This window comes from Halobacillus sp. Nhm2S1, from assembly GCF_019599545.1.
GTDB lineage: Bacteria > Bacillota > Bacilli > Bacillales > Halobacillaceae > Halobacillus.
Genome location: NZ_JAIEZV010000001.1, coordinates 1,188,827 through 1,207,185, shown reverse-complemented (window position 1 = coordinate 1,207,185; position 18,359 = coordinate 1,188,827). Strand labels below are relative to the sequence as shown.

Here is an 18,359-nt window from a genome sequence, read left to right as displayed (position 1 = left end):
TTTTAATTCCTAAACTTTTCCTCTATATACATAATTTTAACGGTGAGGGTCAAACTACATCTGACACTAAAAAAGGAGTGAGAGCACTTGAAAGTATGGATGTGGTTAGGCGCCATCATTTTTGCTGCGGTGTTGTTTGTGCAAACCCCTCAGATGACCCATGCAGCAACAGATACTTACACCGTTAAGAGCGGGGATACATTATGGAAGATCTCAAAAAAATACAAGATTGGTTTGAGTGAAATCATCAATGCAAACCCACAGTTCACCAATCCTGATCTCATTTATCCAGGAGACAGGGTGACAATTCCTCTGAAAGCGGACATTAAATCAGTCGAAAGCCAAGTGATTGACTTGACGAACCAGGAAAGGGCGAAAAACGGTCTTCCTGCTTTGAAAGCCAACTGGCAGTTGTCACGCGTTGCCAGGTACAAGTCCAGAGACATGGCGAATAAAAACTACTTTTCACACACGTCCCCTACCTATGGTTCACCATTTGATATGATGAGAGATTTCAATATTTCCTACAATCGTGCCGCAGAAAACATCGCTGCGGGTCAACGAACGCCACAGGAAGTGGTCAATGGATGGATGAACAGTCCGGGACACAGGAAGAACATTCTAGATCCGAATTTAAGGCAGATTGGTGTAGGTTATGCAGAGGGCGGAAGCTACGGGCACTATTGGACACAGATGTTTATTTCGCAATAAATGGAAGGACTGTCGCTCTATTAAAGGCGGCAGTCCTTTTGTTGTACCCTTTACATTTATCTCAATATTAAGTATGATAAATGAAGCGTTTGATAATGATTATCAATAACAATGGAGGTATTACATATGAAGAAAACTTTATTTTCGTTTATTATGCTCGCTCTTATCCTAGTTGTCAGTGCTTGTGGAAGTTCTTCCGAAGATCAAGCTTCAGAAGATACTCAGGATGAAAGCAGTGAATCCACGGAAGATACACGCGTAATTGAACATGAAATGGGAGAAACCGAAATTACAGGACAGCCTGAGAAGGTCGTAGCTCTTGAGTTTTCATTCGTTGACAACCTTGCTTCTTTAGGGGTTTCCCCTGTCGGCATCGCAGACGATGATGATTCAGAACGCATCATTGAACCGATCCGTGAGAAAATCGGTGACTATACATCTGTAGGTACTAGAAAGCAGCCTTCCTTAGAAGTGATCAGTTCCCTTCAACCGGATTTGATTATTGCAGATATGAAGAGGCACAAAGATATCTATGATCAGTTGTCGGATATTGCTCCAACGATCATTCTTCCTTCTCTAGCCGCAGATTATGAAGGCATTATCTCAAGCTTTGAAACCGTGTCAAAAGCAATGGGCATGGAAGAAAAAGGGGAAGAAGTTCTAGCCGATCACAAGGCGAAAATGGAAGAGCTTCGAGCGCAGGTACCTGAGGATGAGGAGCGGACCGTTCTCCCTGCAGTAGTCGCGGATAGCGGTTACTTCGCCCACAACATGGAATCTTACACCGGCTCTCTGTTGGAGTCTATTGGTTTGAAAAACGCGATCCAGAGTGGAGACGAACGCTACAACAAGATTAACCTGGAGCAGGTCGTTGAGTTCAATCCAGATGTGATGTTCCATATGGTCGCTGGAGATCAAACGGTCGTTGATGAGTGGGAAAACAATGAATTGTATCAGGATATTTCAGCTGTGGAAAATGGAGAGGTCCACGAGGTGGATCGTAACATGTGGTCCCGTTTCCGAGGCTTGATTTCATCTGAGAAAATTCTAGAGGACGCCATCAACTATTTATATGAAGAATAATTGTTCAGAGAGCGGAGGGAGGCCCTTCGCTCTTTCCTTTTTTAGCAGAAGACGTTTTCCCAGCGTTTGTGATAAGGTGAAAAGAGTCTATAGATAGGAGAATTCAAGTGCAGCATATATCTGAGCAATCATCTTTATTCAAATATAAGTGGATCCTTACTTTCTTTTGCGGCATCTTTGTCCTTATTGCAAGCTTCATCGCGAGTTTAAGTATTGGGGCCTACGCCATTCCATTTGCTGATGTGTTCAAACTTTTGGTTTCTCCTGATGACGGGAAAGCCGCTTCCATCATTCATACCATCCGCTTACCGAGAGCTATAGTAGGAATGATTGTCGGTGCATGTTTAGCTATTGCCGGAGGGATCATGCAAGCCATTACAAACAATCCCTTAGCCTCTCCTCAAGTTTTTGGAGTCAATGCAGGAGCGTCATTAATGGTGGTCGCTGGTGTTGTGCTCTTTCCTGGGCTAGGTTCTTCGACGCTTGTATATTTTGCATTCTTGGGTGCAGCTGTTGGAGGTGCGATTGTCTATTCACTCTCCTCTACAGGTGAAGGGATGACGCCCGTCAAATTGGCATTGGCAGGGATTACGGTCCATTTGTTTTTGTCCTCTTTAATTGAAGGGATCGTCCTTTTTCATGAAACATCAACCGAAGATGTTCTTTTTTGGCTTGCCGGTGGTATCGATGGTCGCACATGGGCTGATGTCCGCTTGATGATTCCGTGGTCATTGACTGGTCTGATCGGTGCACTATTTCTAGGCAAAGGGCTGACGATTCTCGGATTAGGTGACGATGTCGCGAGGGGATTAGGACAGAGAATTGGGTGGATCCGGGCTTCATCAGCCATCTTAGTCATCCTGTTGGCCGGCATTTCGGTAGCCGTTGCAGGTCCAATCGGTTTCATAGGCTTGATCATACCTAATATTGTACGAAAGCTCATGGGGTCAGATTATCGTGTCGTCCTTCCGGTATCAGCCGTCTTTGGCGCGGCATTATTGACAATCTCGGATGTATTGTCCAGGTTCATTTCCTTTCCCGCAGAGTCTCCGGTGGGTATAGTGACGGCACTTCTGGGTGCCCCATTTTTCTTATATTTGGCTAGCAGAGGGGGACGAGCAGCATGAGATTGAAAAAGATGCATCCCGTCGCGATCATGACCTCCCTTTCTATCCTCGTCTTGGTAGGGGCTTTTCTATCCATTGGTGTCGGGGCTGTATGGATTCCGCCCGGTGCCATATTCAATTATTTTGCTGGTGTGGAAGCAGGAGGCGACGGATACATTATTGAGAATTTTCGTTTGCCACGAATTATTATGAGCTTGTTGGTAGGAACTGGATTAGGGATATCCGGCGCCATCCTACAAGGAATCATACGAAATCCCCTTGCTTCACCGGATGTCATAGGAATTACTAAGGGCGCAGGGTTTGCAGCGGCCGCTGTCATCATTCTCTTTCCTTCTTTGCCTGTCATCGGCCTTCCGATTGCCGCATTCATAGGAGCGGGATTAGTCACGATCGGCCTCTATATCTTCGCATTTAAAAGAGGCGTCCAGCCAGCAACCCTCGCTCTTGTTGGTATTGCGTTAGGAGCGATTTGTCAGGCAGGAATTCAGTTTTTGACGGTTAAATTTCCGTTAGAGACGAATGCAGCACTGGTCTGGTTAACCGGCAGCTTATGGGGGAAAGATTGGACAGATGTGTGGCTGCTGCTGCCTTGGATTGTGATTGTTGTCCCGGTTACGCTTTTCCTAGCTCCAAAACTTGATGTTCTTAGTCTTGGAGACGATGTCGCAGAAGGACTCGGAGAACCTGTTCGAAAGGCAAGACTGCTATTATTGATCATAGCGGTGATTCTTGCAGGTGCTTCAGTAGCAGTAGTAGGTACACTCGGATTTGTCGGTTTAATTGCTCCGCATATTGCCCGACAATTGGTGGGAAATAAGCATATCTATCTTTTGCCTGTTTCAGCGCTGACGGGAACGTTACTCTTAATGGTTGCTGACAATTTGGGGCGAGGCTTGTTTCCACCTACAGAAGTCCCGGCAGGAATTTTTACAGCTGTTATTGGAGCCCCGTACTTCTTGTTCTTATTAAGAAAAATGCAAAAGTCATAGAAAAAGAAACGCTTTTTGGCGTTTCTTTTTTTATGTGTACAAGTGTATACCCATGTGACAAAAAATTATTAAGATCCTTAAAAAGGGATAAACCCTTATAAATAAAGGCATATTAGAGCATAGGGTGACTAGCATGTCATGATTTGTTATTTATTACATACAAATAAACCTTGCATGACGTCTGACAACCTGATAAAATCCATAGTGGAATTACTTGATGTAAGCATTTTCATAAATACTTTATTTAACAATTAGGGGAGGACTTATTGTGGGTATTCTTTTAGGAATTCTTGCTATTGCGATCATTCTTGGAATCGCTTTTCTGATGTCCAACGATCGTAAGAACATTAACTACAAAGGTATAGGGGTTATGATTGTCGTTCAGTTGCTGATTACGGCTTTCATGTTCAACACGACCATCGGTAAACTCATTATTGACGGGATTTCCGCCGGGTTCAACAAATTGATTGAATTTGGAACGGTCGGGGTTAACTTCGTACTAGGTGGCGTAGAGGTAGGAGAAAACGGCGTGTTTTTCTTCAACGTTCTACTCATCATCATTTTCTTCGCAACTATTCTATCTGTTTTGACGTATTTGAAGATCTTGCCATTCATTATTAAATATCTCGGTTGGGGACTATCTAAGATTACTGGTTTGCCGAAGGTTGAATCTTTCAACGCAGTAAACAGTATTTTCTTCGGTCAGTCAGAGGCTTTGATTGCGATCAAGTCACAGTTTCACAACTTGAATGACAACCGTTTGTATATTGTCAGTGCTTCTGCAATGGGATCTGTATCTGCTTCTATCGTAGGTGCGTACCTTGGAATGCTGCCAAGTCAATATATCCTAGTTGCTCTTCCTTTAAACATGTTCAGTGCCTTGATCGTTGCATCCATTATTGCACCGGTTAAAGTTTCTAAAGAAGAGGACAAAGTGGATATTCAGGATGTTTCCAATGCTAAAAGTTTCTTCGAAGCCATGGGTAATGGGGCTCTTGATGGTGGTAAAATCGCCTTGATCGTTGCATCCATGTTGATTGCTTTTATCGCATCACTTGAGCTTGTAAACTGGGTGTTTGGAGCTGTATTCAACGGGTTTACGCTTCAAGAACTCCTTGGTTATATTATTGCTCCAATTGGTTTGCTGATGGGTATTCCAGCAGCTGAAGTCGTTGACGCTGGTGCAATCATGGGTACGAAAATTGTAACGAACGAATTTGTCGCGATGCTTGAATTCTCAAATATGCTTGATAGCGTATCGGAGAAAACAGTTGGTATCGTAACGGTCTTCCTTACAAGTTTCGCTAACTTCTCCTCGATCGGTATCATTGCTGGTACGGTTCAAGGGATCGATGCGGAAAAAGGTGGACGAGTATCTGGTTTCGGTATGAAGCTTCTTATCGGTGCGACTTTAGGTTCTATGCTTTCTGCAACAATTGCAGGATTATTCCTATAAAGTGCCGAAAAGTCTGAATGGAGGGTTGCCTCCATTCAGGCTTTTTTTGTTTTATAAGCATCCGTGCGTGTTATCCAACCGTGAATAAGGGAATAGGAAAAGTCGTAGATTCTATTTCAAAGGAGAGAGGTTCATGGATCATCATAAGCTCTATATTAATGGGGAATGGATAGACACCAATGATCAACTCGACGTATGGAACAAATACACACAGGAAACCTTTGCACAGGTGGCTAAAGCGTCTGAAAAAGAAGTGGATGCAGCCATTGAAGCAGCGACGCATGCGTATAAACAGCATGCCATGTCTCCTTATGAACGCTTTGAAATATTGAAACGTGTAAGCGAACTATTGAAAGAGAACCAGGAGGACATGGCAAAAGTCATTACAATGGAAGCCGGGAAGCCGATCAAACAAGCGTTAACAGAGGTAGACCGGGCAGCTCAGACTTTTGAACTAGCAGCAGAAGAGGCGAAGCGGATTCACGGGGAAGGTGTTCCAGTAGAGGCAGCGCCAGGGTCTGAAAACCGTATGGCTTTTACGATCAAGGTCCCAGTAGGAGTTGTCGGAGCCATCAGCCCTTTCAATTTTCCGGTGAACCTTGTGGCACATAAAATTGCCCCTGCTATAGCGGCAGGGAATGCAGTGGTCTTGAAGCCTGCAAGTAAGACACCGATTTCTGCGTTGAAATTGGCCAAGTTGTTCGAAGAAGCCGGACTTCCAAAAGGGTTTCTGAATGTGGTGGTTGGCTCAGGCTCAACGGTCGGCAACCAAATGATGAAAGATGAGCGGATTAACTTGTACACATTTACTGGAAGTGCAGAAGTCGGATTGAAGTTAAAACAAAATACAGGGCTGAACAAACTCGTCCTTGAACTCGGAAATAACTCTCCCGTCATTATTGATAGAGAAGCGGACCTTGATGCAGCTGCAGAAAACGTAGCCGCTAAAAGTTATGCCTTTGCTGGCCAAGTTTGTATTTCTGTCCAACGATTGTATGTACATGAAGACGTTCGTGAAGTATTTCAGGACAAGTTCATCCAAGCTATTGAAAAGTTGAATGTGGGAGACCCGAACGACCCGAATACCGATGTCGGTCCTATGATCAGCGAAGAAGAAGCCGCACGTGCCGAAGATTGGGTGGAGGAAGCGAAAGCAGCAGGAGCCAAAATCATCCACGGCGGCAATCGTGAGGCTGCTTTATTTCACCCTACGGTTTTAACAAATGTAAAACCAGACATGAAAGTCGTTTGTGAAGAAATTTTCGCTCCCGTTGTGAGCATCATTCCATTTTCCGACCTTTCCTCTTGTATCGAAGAAGTGAATGACTCCCCTTATGGCCTTCAAGGTGGTATCTTCACACAAAATATTGATACCGCTTTTTATGCAGCTAAGAATGTTGAAGTGGGAGGCTTAATGGTTAATGACTCCTCCCAATACCGGGTAGACCTCATGCCTTATGGTGGTGTGAAAGACAGCGGGTGGGGGAAAGAAGGTCCGAAGTATACGATTGAAGACATGACAGAGGAACGCTTGATCGTTCTTAACTTAAACCAGTAACGATCAATAATAAACTAAAAAGAAGCGTCCATTCCCAGGACGCTTCTTTATCATATCTAAGATATGCTCCTGACTGAGTTCCGAGATGTTTCTGGGAGTTTTGGGGCTGCGGGAAATAGTGTTTGGTGAGACCCCATAATGCGTCAGCCTGAGGTGGCTCACCGCGCTCAGGAGGAAAGCGACTTATTCCCCCAGCCTCAACCCACTCAACAAAAGTCTCGAAATCAAGTATTCCACGATTCTGCCCTGTAGGTTAGGAAGCGCTGCTTATTTGGGTATTTCTTTTTTGGATGTACAGCATACGGATGAGGAGGGTGATGGCTCCTGCGGTTAAGCCGATCGTCAGGCTTAACCAGTATCCGTAAGGACCGAGGGCTGTATAGTTCGCAAGCCAGTACCCACTTGGCAAACCAATGCCCCAATAAGAAATGAACGCCATAACAAGCGTGATATTCACATCCTTATATCCCCGGAGAATCCCTTGCAGAGGTGCGCCGAATCCATCCGACAGCTGAAAGAAGATAGCATAGATGATGAAATTCTTAGTCAATTCAATTACCCTTTCATCTGTGCTGTAGAGTCTTGCGATCGCATCATCGAACAAAAATAAAATCAGTCCTGCAAAAAGACTCATCGTAACAGCAGATACAATGCCTAAATAAGAATATGTTCTCGCTTCTTTATACCTTTCTGCCCCGACTTCGAATCCAACGGCAATGGTTAGTGCAAAGGCGATACTCAAGGGAACCATATAGAGAAGAGAGGCAAAATTAATGGCTGCCTGGTGAGCGGCAATGGTATTCGTATCATAAGCCGTCATAAAAAAAGTGACGGCAGCGAAAATACTTGTTTCAAAAAAGATGGCAAAACCGATGGGAATGCCAATTTTCAATTGTGCCCACCACTCTTTCCATTCAGGAGAAATCCATGATTGGAAAATCTTATAGGTTCTTAATGGACGGAGTTTGTGAACGATGGTAACAAGGATGACTAATGATACCCAATAGGTAAGAGCAGAAGCTACTCCCGCTCCAATCCCTCCCAGTTCAGGGGCACCCAATCGACCGAAGATGAACATATAATTAAAAAGAACATTGATCGGCAGTGTCATCAGGATGACGGCCATTGAAACTTTGGTTTGACCTAGGGCATCTACAAATGACCGAAGGATGTTGAAGACAAACAAGGGCACAATCCCGATTCCCAGTGTCATTAAGTAATATTTTGCTACATGCCGGACTTCTGGAGTGATATCTAATAAAGACAAAATCGGATCCAATAAAAAGAACCCGAGTGTTCCTATTCCTCCAGCCAAAAAAATGGATAAATAAATCCCTTGTTTAACGGAATAAGAGATTTCATTTTCTTTCTTCGCCCCTTTTAATTGAGCTACAATTGGGGAAATAGCCATGAGGATGCCATTCAATCCTGTAAAGACAGGCATCCATATGCTTGACCCTATCGCTACTCCTGCCAGTTGGTCAGGGCCGGATTGACCAGCCATAATCGTATCGAAAAAATTCATTAGGTACATCCCAATTTGTGTAATCAGGATTGGAATGAGGATGACGCTGAACAGTTTGATTTTTTCTTTTAATGTTTTTGTTTCGTACATAGGCCACACTCTTTTCTGGTACAATTCTCTTTAGAGGAATACGAGGATTATAGCATAGTAACACATCCAGAATTACTTAAGAAGCCCTCTGAAAGGACGTTGATTAACATATGAGTCAAAAAAGGATTTTATTTACAGGTGGAGGGACAGCGGGGCACGTCATCGTGAACCTTGCGCTTATTCCAGAATTTCAGAAACAAGGATATACCGTCGATTACATTGGATCCTATAGTGGAATTGAAAGAAATTTGATTGAGCCGTTGGATGGAGTCACCTACCACGGCATCTCAACAGGAAAACTGAGAAGGTACATGTCGAAGGAAAACTTCAAGGATCCTTTCAAGGTGTTGAAAGGATTAGCTCAATCTCTCCGGATCATCCAGAAACGGAAGCCCCAGGTCATTTTTTCAAAAGGGGGATTTGTCTCTGTACCTGTCGTTATGGCGGCACGCTTGAAGAGCGTTCCGACCGTTATTCATGAATCGGATTATACGCCGGGGCTGGCTAATAAACTATCCTTCCCGTTTGCAAAAAAAATCCTGGCTACTTTTCCCGAAACAATGAAACATCTGCCGGAAGGAAAGGGTGAATATATCGGGGCCGTAGTCCGCGAAGAACTGTTTGAAGGAGACCGCTCTAAAGGTTTAGCCTTGTGTGAATTCCATAAGCAGAAACCTGTGGTCATGGTGATGGGAGGCAGTACAGGGTCGAAGAGAATCAATGATGCGATACGCGATAATTTAGATGAATTGCTCCAGGAAGTTCAGATTGTTCACATCTGTGGACAAGGGCACAAAGACACGTCCATCAACAAACGTGGATATGCCCAGTTCGAGTATGTCCAAGATGAGCTGAAGGATTTATTTGCTGCTACAGACTATATCGTCTCCAGAGCAGGATCAAACGCTATATTTGAGTTTTTAGCTTTGAAAAAACCGATGCTTCTCATCCCATTATCAAGAAAAGCAAGTCGTGGAGACCAAATTTTAAATGCAGACTCTTTTGTTAATCAGGGATATGCGATGAAACGAGAGGAAGAAGAGCTCACAAATGAAACCTTATTGAATGATCTTCGTCAACTTATCAACAATCGTGATCAGATTCTTGAGTCCATGCAAAGCTATCAAAGTGAGCAAACGAAAGATAAAGTGGTGGATATCATTCAGAGTCATGAAAGGAAAAAATGATCGCTCCTTCTTACAAACTAATAAAGCCAGACTGGGGTAGTTGTTCTCTCACTCATCCTACCTTTATAGATTTCCATTTTTATGAAAAAGTTGACACTTCCCCTTTTAAGTGATTTGGATAAAGGGAATAGAAAAGGGAACAAATCCATTTACTAAGTCCAATGGTTTGCTAATCATTGACTTAGAAGAGGAGAGGCTGAATGATGAAGGCATCTATAGAAGCCAATATCAGACATCCGAGAGAACTGAGAGATGTCCGACGTAAATATTCACCATATCTTGCCAAATACTACGGGAACGATCAACTTCTTGTGGATGCATCGATTACCGAAGCTGTATGGAATGCATGGGCACATGGCCATCAGGAGAGAACAGATTATCCCGTCTTATTGAAAATCCACTTTCTCTATTCACGGTTACTCGTCAGAGTCTATGATCATGGAGACGGGTTTGACTGGAGGCCTTATCAGGTGACAGGTGACATGAAGCACTGGTTCCCAAGTGTAGAAGACTTGGATGAGAGTGGGCGTGGGATTACGTTAATGCTTAGAGTTATGGATGTTTTGCGATATAATGAAAAAGGCAACGAGTGTTTGCTAATGAAAAAATATCTCAATCAGGAGTAGATTTCGTGAACACAAACATCTGTCGGTATTGTTACAAAAAAATTCAGGACCGTGACGAACTTGTCACAGCATCCAACTGGTTCAGAATACGTCCTTATCACTACCGTTGCTTCGAACTGCTGGAACAGGATACGAGGACAATAGCAGGAGCGTGGACACCTATCAATGGAAGAGTAGGCCTTGTGACTGTTTTTCTCATGCTTGTTCTGGCCATCGTTCTTCTTTTTACCAACCTTCTTGGGGGAATCGGGGATTTGGTAGGATTTCTGGCCTTATATCCTGTACTTTTGCGTATTCTTTCTTTCTTCATATTTGAGATGCATCTGCCGAAATATGTGGAGAACAAAAACAGACCCTAGGGTGCCTTTTTAATAGCAGTGTAGTTTAGGTGTAAGCGCAAAACAAAGCGCAGCCTTAAACTATACTGCTTTTTATTTTATCTTCTATCATGCTAGGCCAGGTCCTTACCTGCGATGTCTTTCGTAACGGAGCCTACTTACATAAAACTATATCATTAGTGATTGCGCTTCCAACGTGGTTATGGTATCTTATTGATTCGTTGCTTTGAAAAACTGTATGAGCGCTCACGCGTCATTCCATTAGAAGAATGTTCTGTGAACCGTGCAGAACAAAAAGAAGGAGGAATGGCTCAAATGACGGAACGGCATCCGGAATTTGAAAAAGAACGAGACCGTCTGTCTTTTACCAAAACGTATATGGACAGACTGATCACCTCACAGGAAACAGGTCAGGAATCACTGAAGAAGCGCCAGGAAGACACCCTTGAGAACCTCAGCTTCAAAGACAGCAGTCTGAGGTACCAAGAAATGCTTTCTCATGCGAATTTCATGAAAATGTCCAAAGAACAACTGGAGAACCTCAAACATCTACGAAACAAACCGTATTTTGCCCGCATTGATTTTCATCAAAAAGAAAAGCCCGATCGAGAAATTTTTTATATTGGTAAGACGTCATTATTTGACCGGGAAACTCAATATCCTATCATTTTAGATTGGCGTTCTCCTCTAGCGAATGTCTATTATGAAGGCCGCCTTGGAGAAGTGAGTTACGAAGCGCTTGGAGAAAGATATGAAGGAGATGTTTCCTTAAAAAGACAGTATCAGATTGAAGATGGGGAGCTGTTGGATTACCGTGATATCGACCTTACCACAAAGGATGAATTGCTTCAGGATTCGTTAGCTCAGAATGCCGAAAAGCGTCTGACAGAAATTGTATCCACCATTCAAGAAGAGCAAAATAGAATCATTCGTGCAGATTTACGTAAGCCGATTATTGTGCAAGGGGCTGCTGGGAGTGGAAAAACAACGATTGCTCTTCACAGGATCTCTTATTTTTTATATACAATGAAAGAAATCTTCCGTCCAGAAGAGATGCTCATTCTTGCTCCCAACCGCTTGTTTATTCAGTACATATCTGAAGTTTTGCCGGAACTTGGGGTGGATCGAGCGAGACAGACGACCTTTACCGATTTTGTTCTGCAGGCTACCGGGATTCGTCTGCCTGTCGTCACTCAGCATGAGGTGCTTATGAATGCAGTAGAAAAATCCGGGGAGCGCAGTTCTATTGAAGGAGCACGGCTGAAAGGATCGAAAAGATTCAAAGAAATCTTGGATCGCTATCTGCAAAAATGGAAGAAGTCCTATAAAGTAGAGGATGATTTTACGCTCGCAGGGTTTAAGATTAAAAGTGCAAAAGCCATCAATCGTTTGTTTTTTGAAGAATACAGCTATTTTCCTTACGAGGTACGCGTTCAGAAAATTAAGTCTGTATTGCAAAGTGAATTGAAAAGAAAAAAGAAGCGGATCCTGGAAAAAATGGCCGCCAAATATGATGAAGCCCTGGACGATGCACTCTATGGGATGAAGGATGCGGAGAAACGAAAAATCCGTGTCAGTTTTTTGATTACAAGGAAAGAGGAAAGGCTGGATGAAATAAAGAAAGCAGCCAGGATATCGGTCAATCGTTATATGAAGAAGTATCCGGAAGTGGATGTATGGACAATCTATCAGCAGCTTTTTGAAGAGGAAACCTTTCCGACCGTTTATGTGGATGAATCTTCTGAATGGGAGCAAATGAGAAAGGATACGAGAAAAGTGCACGCAACCGGGAAGCTTTGTGCGGAAGATTTAGCACCTTTGTTGTATATGAAGACCTTTATCACAGGTCTTGATGCTGACGATCGTGCAAAGAAAGTGGTCATTGACGAAGCGCAGGATTATAGCTTTATGGAAATTTTCAGTTTGAGAAAGGCTTTTCAAACGGATTTGTTCACCATCGTAGGAGACTTAGCGCAAGGGATTTATCATTACCGAGGAGTAGAGAATTGGGAAACACTGCAAAACGATATTTTTCCGACAGCGAACTACCTCACTCTGCAAAAGACGTATCGGACGACAATTGAAATCATGAACTTAGCTAATCGGCTTTTAGATGATATGCCAGATGCACTTCCGAAAGCAGAACCTGTAGTCCGACATGGGGATGTGCCTACTTTTCTTTCCAGAGAGGAGTATCGGAAGGGGCGCCTTCATGATCTGATCCATGACTTGGTCAGAAAAGGGATGAACAACTTCGCTTTTGTCACAAAAACAAAACAGGAGGCGGAGAAGCTAGCCCATGAACTTCCTTCCTTCGAGATTATGGAAGAGAACACGGACGAATTGGGGGATCGTGTTATTCTCCCTGCCTACCTTGCTAAAGGACTGGAGTTTGATGTTGTTTTTCTCTATTGTGACGAACACGCTTATGTAAAAAATGAACTGGATTTGAAAATGCTCTATGTAGCTATGACGAGACCTCTCCATCGTCTCTATATGATAGGTAGACAGCCTGATGATTTCCTCCTAACTGACAAGGATGGACTTTGGACTTGTTGATGTTTCCTTCCTAAGGCTCAGGTAGCGATTGATACCAGTAGAAAGACAAACAAAAACGGTATTTATAAGGTGTACATGAAATGAAACCCTTGTGATAAAGGTAAACCTTTTTCACAAGGGTTTTTATCTTTATTCGGAAATACCATAACGCAGAAGCTTAAATGATACGTCAAAATCAACTTCTAGGCTTGGTATTTGTTCGCGCCAATTTTCTTTTGTCACTCGATTTGATCTGTTTTGGGTGTTATATTTAGCCCCGAAACCAACGGGATCCACTTGATGTTCAATCAAAATCTGCAATGTCTCTTGAAGGTGTTCCTTCACTTCATTTTCAATTTGTTTTTCCAACGCTTCTACAGCTTCTGTATTTTTTAAGTCGATATCCTGAGTGATTTCCAACAAACGACCTTCCATTTTCAGTGTGAATGATTGTTTGGTTGGATCTCCTTTTGATGGATGGATGTCATGTTCTGAACTTAGCTCATGAATTGAAACATGCAGGGCGCCTTCGCCTGGCTTGTCGATGCTTTCCTTCTTGTGGTATTTCTCTAACGCATCATCTGCCAGTTGGACTTGAAATTGCCCATGGTCGAACTGTTGTTTCATCAACATAATATAGAATGTATTTTCATGAGAAGTTGTATGGACATAGCGGTCATCCTGGAATAAACTGATCCCGTTAATCACTGCTTTATTATCTTCAAGTGTAAGAGATGGAAGGATGGGATCTTTGCCGGTATCATAATAGTCATGCAGGAAGCTTGTCAGTACAGCATTCGGGATGGCTTCTTCACTGATGCTTTTTTTAATAAGTTCCTGAATGTAATTCCCCGTATTGGGACGATCTTCGTCATTCTCTGATTTCAGCAGTTCTTCTGAGGGAACGGTACTTGTAGCTAAATAACCCATGTCCGATATGGCCGCATCCCTTTGAAGGGTGTCCATGTACTTCATCATCCCTCGTTTAGCAAGCTCATCTTCGAATATTTCAAGTCTCACTTGACCGGATACGAGTCGATGACTTGTAAGCCGGCTTGTAGCAAAACGGATCCCCTTCGATGTATCGGCTTCCCCTGTAACGACCTGTGATGTGTTGGCTTGATCCGTGTCGAACTGGTACATGACGAGGGTACCTCGAATTCGTTGGTCTTCAGTCAAATCATATCCGACAGCTGTAATAATTCCTAGTGTTTCAATGTAAGACTTCGGGATACAACCAGCGAGTAGGAAAACGACGATCAGAATGGAGGACCATTTCATGAAGCATTCCTCTTTTTCATTAATTTTTTTAATAGAACCATCACGTAAATGAACAATGGATAGACAAAAACTATCCAAAATCCAATCTGCCCCGTCCAGTCGGTCAGCTCGTTGAGGGAGACTCTTTTTTCAGCCGTTATGGAAGTAAGAAATAAGAGAAAGGCTAGTCCATAGAGCGTTGGCTTTTTAGGAACATTGAACAATCGCTTCAAGGAATGTACAATCATCCATCCAAATAATACGATATTCGGGATGATCACCATCATCCATAACGCAACGGCAATAAAATCAAACCGTTCCAAAACGGAGAAACTAATGATTTTGAACAAGGATAAAGTTGCCCATACGGTCGATTTTAACTGATCAGGGCTGAAATAACCGATAGAAACGACAGTCACTAAAAGAATTAAGCATATTGTAAAAAAGACGGCTGCGTGTGCAGGTAATGCCGCTCTTTTTTTATCTTGAATAAATGGATAAACGAAAAGGAGAATCTCAAGGCCAAGCACGGTAAAAGTGACTTGCTGCACCCCTTTTAGTAAATCAGGGGCGGGTGTCTGAAACACTGGTAAGAAGTGTTCCCAATCCATGTATGTGATCGGTTTATAGATTGTAAAAACAAGCCAGATGGTAAGGAAGAAAAAGACGACGCTCGTACCTACCACTACTCTGAACCCGCCTAGAATACTATAAACCATGAGAGAGAGTAAAAAGAGAGCCATAAGCCAGATCGGCATCTCTGGAAAGACAAACACCTGTACCACTTCAATGTAATTTTTGATCACCGTCAAAAGAAGTAGGAAAATATAGAGCACATAAACGGTTCCCAGCGCTTTCCCAATCCATACGCCAAACAAGTCTTGTTGAATTCCAAGGATGTCGGCATTTTCATAAGACTTTAAGATTTGCAGCATGATGAAAACAATGAAATGAAGGTAAAGCCCCGCGACTAGTACGGAAATCCAGGCATCCACCCCCGCTTCAAGCACAAGGATTCTAGGCACCCCCATTAATCCCGCTCCAATTTGAGAGGTGTGGATGATAAAGAAAAGATAGAAAGCTTGAACGGTATGATCAGGATGAAAGGGGATGTTCGTCTTCATAGACGATCCACATCATTTCGTTCAGTCGCTTTTGATTCACTATATCTGTACTCGTCTTTGGTCATGAGGGCTTTCGAACGTTTTGCATTTTTTTGAAAAGGTACTCGATATATAGATTCACTGAAATCACTCCATTGCAGTGGATAAATGGGAGCCAAGTACGGACGGCCCAATGATTTTTGTTTTAATAAGTGGATGACCAGAAAAGACAAGGCAAATACAATGCCGATGATCCCCCAGGCACCCGCCAGAAGGATCATGGGAAAGCGGATGATCCGGATGGCTGTTCCCATTAAATAACTTGGGGCGGTGAAAGAGGCCAAGGCACTAAGAGCAATAATTATGATGAGGATGTTGCTTGTGAATCCAGCTTCTACAGCCGCCTGTCCGAGAACGATACCGCCAACGATCCCCATGGTCTGACCGACCTTCGTAGGTAAGCGAGCTCCTGCTTCGCGCAGCAATTCAATCAACATCTCCAGTAAAAGCGCTTCTAAAACGGGAGGGAAGGGGACCGTCGACCTTGATTGACCTAATGATACAAGCAACGTACTTGGAATGATTTCATAGTGAAATGTCAGTGCAGCTACATACATCGGTGTCAAAATGATGGACAGAGCCATAGATATGAAACGAAGCAACCTTATGAAACTCCCCATATTCCAGCGCATATACAAATCTTCCGTTGACTCGAAAAAGCTGAAAAGGTTCATGGGGCCAATCAACATGGTCGGGCTTTTATCAACCATCACCCCTACACGTCCTTTAGAAATGGCATTGCAAAAGCGATCCGGGAGTTCCGTGAAAATCAACTGAGGGAAGACTGTACTGGATGAGTCTTCAATCAATTGTCCAAGAACACTCGTGTCTTCTACTTCAGAGACTTGTAGATCTCTAATCCGTTGCCTCATGGTCTCTACATTTTCTGTATTGGCGAGAGATTTCAAGTACACGATCCGTATTTCCGATTGGATCCGCTCACCGACAATTAATTTTTCTGTAACAAGATCTGGTGTGTCTAAACGCCAACGTATGACATTCAGGTTTGTCATAAGGGATTCAGTAAACGAAACCTGAGGGCCGAAGACGAGCGACTCTGTTTCTGCTTGGTTTAAGGAACGGTGCTCTTGCTGAGGCAGTGCGAATAGTGTCGCTTCCTTTTCACCTTCTATATAAATGCAGGCACTACCATGAATCATCTGCTCAATAATTGCATCCATCTTTTTCTCTTGTTTCGTCGAAGCCATAGGGATTTTATTCATCAAGTCATCATTTGACCAGGGGCGAGAGGATTTTGTGATGACTTCTAAAATCTCGTCTTCCAGTTGTTCTTTGTTCACTTGATAATGAATGAATTGGACACTGATCCATTGCCCTTCATGATTAAACACTTTCTGGACGAGGTCTGGACTTTGATTAAGCAAATCCTTGGACGTTGACAAATATTCCTCTTTCTTCATCGGTAATTGGAGAGACATATAGGAACCCCCTTTCTCTTCTTCTCTAAGTAGAATTAGTATGTGGAAAATAGGAGACATTATGAAGGAGGTTCGATACTTCTGTATTTGGAACAGAGCAGAAGGATGAAAAGCCCTTGATACCCCGAGAATACTTATACTCAGGAAGCATCAACTTTTTACAGATCGGTTAAATAGAGGTGAAGAGTATGAATTTGCAATTAATTGAAGTGTACATTCCCGATCAACACTTCGATTCCATCGATGAGAAGTTAAAAAAGTATGACCATCGTTCGTATTGGGTTTCAAGCGAATCAGAAGAGAGGATGCTCGTACGAATCCTCGTTCAAAAAAATGAAGTAGAAGAGATTCTCAACTATCTAGAGGAAGTTTCCAATGTAGTGGAAGGGTTTGAGACACTGCTCATCCCTGTGCAAACTTACATTTCCAAGGAAACTATACACGAAGAAACCAAAGAGGAAGAAGAAAAAGAAGAAAACGAAGAGGAAAAATCCCGCCTTCTTCGAGCGAGCCGGCATGAATTGATGAATGCGGCTGAAAAAAACAGCGATATTACAATGAATTATTCCTTACTTATATTATTATCAGCAATTGTAGCTACTGTTGGTATCATTAAAGATAGTGAAGCGGTGGTCATCGGGGCGATGGTCATTGCTCCCATGATTGGACCGGTGATATCGGTTGCTTTTTTTGCGATTCTTGGTGATTATAAAGGGCTTGGACAATCAGCGGTTAGTTCTCTGTATGGAGTAGCGATCGTATTATTGATATCCATAGCCTTCGGTTATTTTACTGATGTCGGAATGGAAAACGCTCAATACCTGGATCGGACGAAGGTTACCTTGATTGACATTCCATTAGGGGTGGCGTCTGGAGCAGCTGGAGCGCTCGCTTTTTTAAATCGTTTATCAGGGAACTTGGTCGGGGTTATGGTAGCTGTAGCTTTGCTTCCACCATCGGTCGCGATGGGGATGTCAATCGGGGATGGATCGATGGCAGCGGCGTACGGGGCCTTCTTATTAGTTACGGTGAACATCATGTCTATCCTGCTGGCTGCTGTATCCATCTTTTCGCTCAGCGGCATCCGCCCTGTCCGCTGGGAGGAGGTTCAAAGAGCGAACGTTTCCCGCCCCCTCTCCATCGTATTCGTCATCATCATCGTCCTTATCCTTGCCATTGTCATTCTGGAAGGCCAGAACATTATCTAACTATAGCTCCCTTTACTTGAAGACTCAGTTTCGAGACGTTAGTTGAGTGGATGGGGCGGAG

General features: G+C 43.2%; 15 protein-coding genes. 11 read left to right on the top strand and 4 right to left on the bottom strand.

The features are described from left to right. Positions 1 to 99 precede the first annotated feature (99 nt). The 6 genes from safA to K2225_RS06215 all read left to right on the top strand — a co-directional run bounded on the left by safA (position 100) and on the right by K2225_RS06215 (position 6,924). A complete protein-coding gene (safA, locus tag K2225_RS06240) occupies positions 100 to 711 on the top strand; it encodes a SafA/ExsA family spore coat assembly protein (protein ID WP_220584033.1) in 612 nt (203 codons plus the stop codon). 126 nt (positions 712 to 837) lie between these two features. Continuing rightward, entirely contained in the window at positions 838 to 1,794 is a 957-nt protein-coding gene (locus K2225_RS06235; protein ID WP_220583943.1) for an ABC transporter substrate-binding protein, read from the top strand. Positions 1,795 to 1,901: 107 nt separating this feature from the next. Continuing rightward, positions 1,902 to 2,921: a FecCD family ABC transporter permease gene (locus tag K2225_RS06230; protein ID WP_370632713.1), complete on the top strand. Its 1,020-nt coding sequence runs from the start codon at positions 1,902 to 1,904 to the stop codon at positions 2,919 to 2,921. Continuing rightward, a complete protein-coding gene (locus K2225_RS06225) occupies positions 2,918 to 3,910 on the top strand; it encodes a FecCD family ABC transporter permease (RefSeq protein ID WP_255574241.1) in 993 nt (330 codons plus the stop codon). Before K2225_RS06230 ends, K2225_RS06225 begins: the two co-directional genes overlap by 4 nt. A 268-nt stretch (positions 3,911 to 4,178) precedes the next feature. Then, on the top strand, positions 4,179 to 5,366 hold the full coding sequence (locus tag K2225_RS06220; protein WP_220583942.1) for a NupC/NupG family nucleoside CNT transporter: 1,188 nt from the start codon (positions 4,179 to 4,181) through the stop codon (positions 5,364 to 5,366). Between the two features lie 133 nt (positions 5,367 to 5,499). Further along, positions 5,500 to 6,924, top strand: coding sequence for an aldehyde dehydrogenase family protein (locus tag K2225_RS06215; protein ID WP_220583941.1), 1,425 nt, complete (start codon positions 5,500 to 5,502; stop codon positions 6,922 to 6,924). 253 nt (positions 6,925 to 7,177) lie between these two features. Here K2225_RS06215 and K2225_RS06210 read toward each other — a convergent pair whose 3' ends face one another. Further along, positions 7,178 to 8,539 (bottom strand): MATE family efflux transporter, encoded by a 1,362-nt coding sequence (locus tag K2225_RS06210; RefSeq protein WP_220583940.1) that lies wholly within the window; start codon positions 8,537 to 8,539, stop codon positions 7,178 to 7,180. Between the two features lie 110 nt (positions 8,540 to 8,649). Here K2225_RS06210 and K2225_RS06205 point away from each other — a divergent pair, with 110 nt between their 5' ends. The 4 genes from K2225_RS06205 (at position 8,650) to helD (ending at position 13,249) form a co-directional block, all read left to right on the top strand. Then, entirely contained in the window at positions 8,650 to 9,726 is a 1,077-nt protein-coding gene (locus K2225_RS06205; protein WP_220583939.1) for an undecaprenyldiphospho-muramoylpentapeptide beta-N-acetylglucosaminyltransferase, read from the top strand. Positions 9,727 to 9,929: 203 nt separating this feature from the next. Then, the gene (locus tag K2225_RS06200; protein WP_220583938.1) at positions 9,930 to 10,352 is read left to right on the top strand and encodes an ATP-binding protein; all 423 of its coding nucleotides are present in this window, start codon (positions 9,930 to 9,932) and stop codon (positions 10,350 to 10,352) included. Between the two features lie 5 nt (positions 10,353 to 10,357). Next, positions 10,358 to 10,711 carry a hypothetical protein gene (locus K2225_RS06195; RefSeq protein WP_146818533.1) on the top strand — a complete coding sequence of 118 codons (354 nt, stop codon included), beginning with the start codon at positions 10,358 to 10,360 and terminating at the stop codon, positions 10,709 to 10,711. 255 nt (positions 10,712 to 10,966) lie between these two features. Continuing rightward, a complete protein-coding gene (helD, locus tag K2225_RS06190; protein ID WP_370632712.1) occupies positions 10,967 to 13,249 on the top strand; it encodes an RNA polymerase recycling motor HelD in 2,283 nt (760 codons plus the stop codon). 129 nt (positions 13,250 to 13,378) lie between these two features. Here helD and K2225_RS06185 read toward each other — a convergent pair whose 3' ends face one another. The 3 genes from K2225_RS06185 to K2225_RS06175 are packed head-to-tail and all read right to left on the bottom strand — an operon-like array spanning position 13,379 to position 17,090. Next, complete coding sequence (locus K2225_RS06185; RefSeq protein WP_220583937.1) at positions 13,379 to 14,509, bottom strand: Ger(x)C family spore germination protein; 1,131 nt, start codon at positions 14,507 to 14,509, stop codon at positions 13,379 to 13,381. Next, positions 14,506 to 15,612, bottom strand: coding sequence for a GerAB/ArcD/ProY family transporter (locus K2225_RS06180; RefSeq protein ID WP_220583936.1), 1,107 nt, complete (start codon positions 15,610 to 15,612; stop codon positions 14,506 to 14,508). Before K2225_RS06180 ends, K2225_RS06185 begins: the two co-directional genes overlap by 4 nt. Continuing rightward, positions 15,609 to 17,090 carry a spore germination protein gene (locus K2225_RS06175; protein ID WP_220583935.1) on the bottom strand — a complete coding sequence of 494 codons (1,482 nt, stop codon included), beginning with the start codon at positions 17,088 to 17,090 and terminating at the stop codon, positions 15,609 to 15,611. Before K2225_RS06175 ends, K2225_RS06180 begins: the two co-directional genes overlap by 4 nt. Before the next feature lie 188 nt (positions 17,091 to 17,278). Here K2225_RS06175 and K2225_RS06170 point away from each other — a divergent pair, with 188 nt between their 5' ends. After that, on the top strand, positions 17,279 to 18,298 hold the full coding sequence (locus K2225_RS06170) for a TIGR00341 family protein (RefSeq protein WP_220583934.1): 1,020 nt from the start codon (positions 17,279 to 17,281) through the stop codon (positions 18,296 to 18,298). The last annotated feature ends 61 nt before the right edge of the window (positions 18,299 to 18,359 follow it).

What these genes read in the sequence shown, in the direction of transcription:
- K2225_RS06185 (WP_220583937.1), bottom strand. Translation starts at nt 14,509, where the DNA reads ATGAAATGGTCCTCCATTCTGATCGTCGTTTTCCTACTCGCTGGTTGT.
- K2225_RS06180 (WP_220583936.1), bottom strand. Translation starts at nt 15,612, where the DNA reads ATGAAGACGAACATCCCCTTTCATCCTGATCATACCGTTCAAGCTTTC.
- K2225_RS06170 (WP_220583934.1), top strand. Translation starts at nt 17,279, where the DNA reads ATGAATTTGCAATTAATTGAAGTGTACATTCCCGATCAACACTTCGAT.
- K2225_RS06200 (WP_220583938.1), top strand. Translation starts at nt 9,930, where the DNA reads ATGAAGGCATCTATAGAAGCCAATATCAGACATCCGAGAGAACTGAGA.
- K2225_RS06175 (WP_220583935.1), bottom strand. Translation starts at nt 17,090, where the DNA reads ATGTCTCTCCAATTACCGATGAAGAAAGAGGAATATTTGTCAACGTCC.
- K2225_RS06225 (WP_255574241.1), top strand. Translation starts at nt 2,918, where the DNA reads ATGAGATTGAAAAAGATGCATCCCGTCGCGATCATGACCTCCCTTTCT.
- K2225_RS06215 (WP_220583941.1), top strand. Translation starts at nt 5,500, where the DNA reads ATGGATCATCATAAGCTCTATATTAATGGGGAATGGATAGACACCAAT.
- safA (WP_220584033.1), top strand. Translation starts at nt 100, where the DNA reads ATGTGGTTAGGCGCCATCATTTTTGCTGCGGTGTTGTTTGTGCAAACC.
- K2225_RS06210 (WP_220583940.1), bottom strand. Translation starts at nt 8,539, where the DNA reads ATGTACGAAACAAAAACATTAAAAGAAAAAATCAAACTGTTCAGCGTC.
- K2225_RS06235 (WP_220583943.1), top strand. Translation starts at nt 838, where the DNA reads ATGAAGAAAACTTTATTTTCGTTTATTATGCTCGCTCTTATCCTAGTT.
- K2225_RS06205 (WP_220583939.1), top strand. Translation starts at nt 8,650, where the DNA reads ATGAGTCAAAAAAGGATTTTATTTACAGGTGGAGGGACAGCGGGGCAC.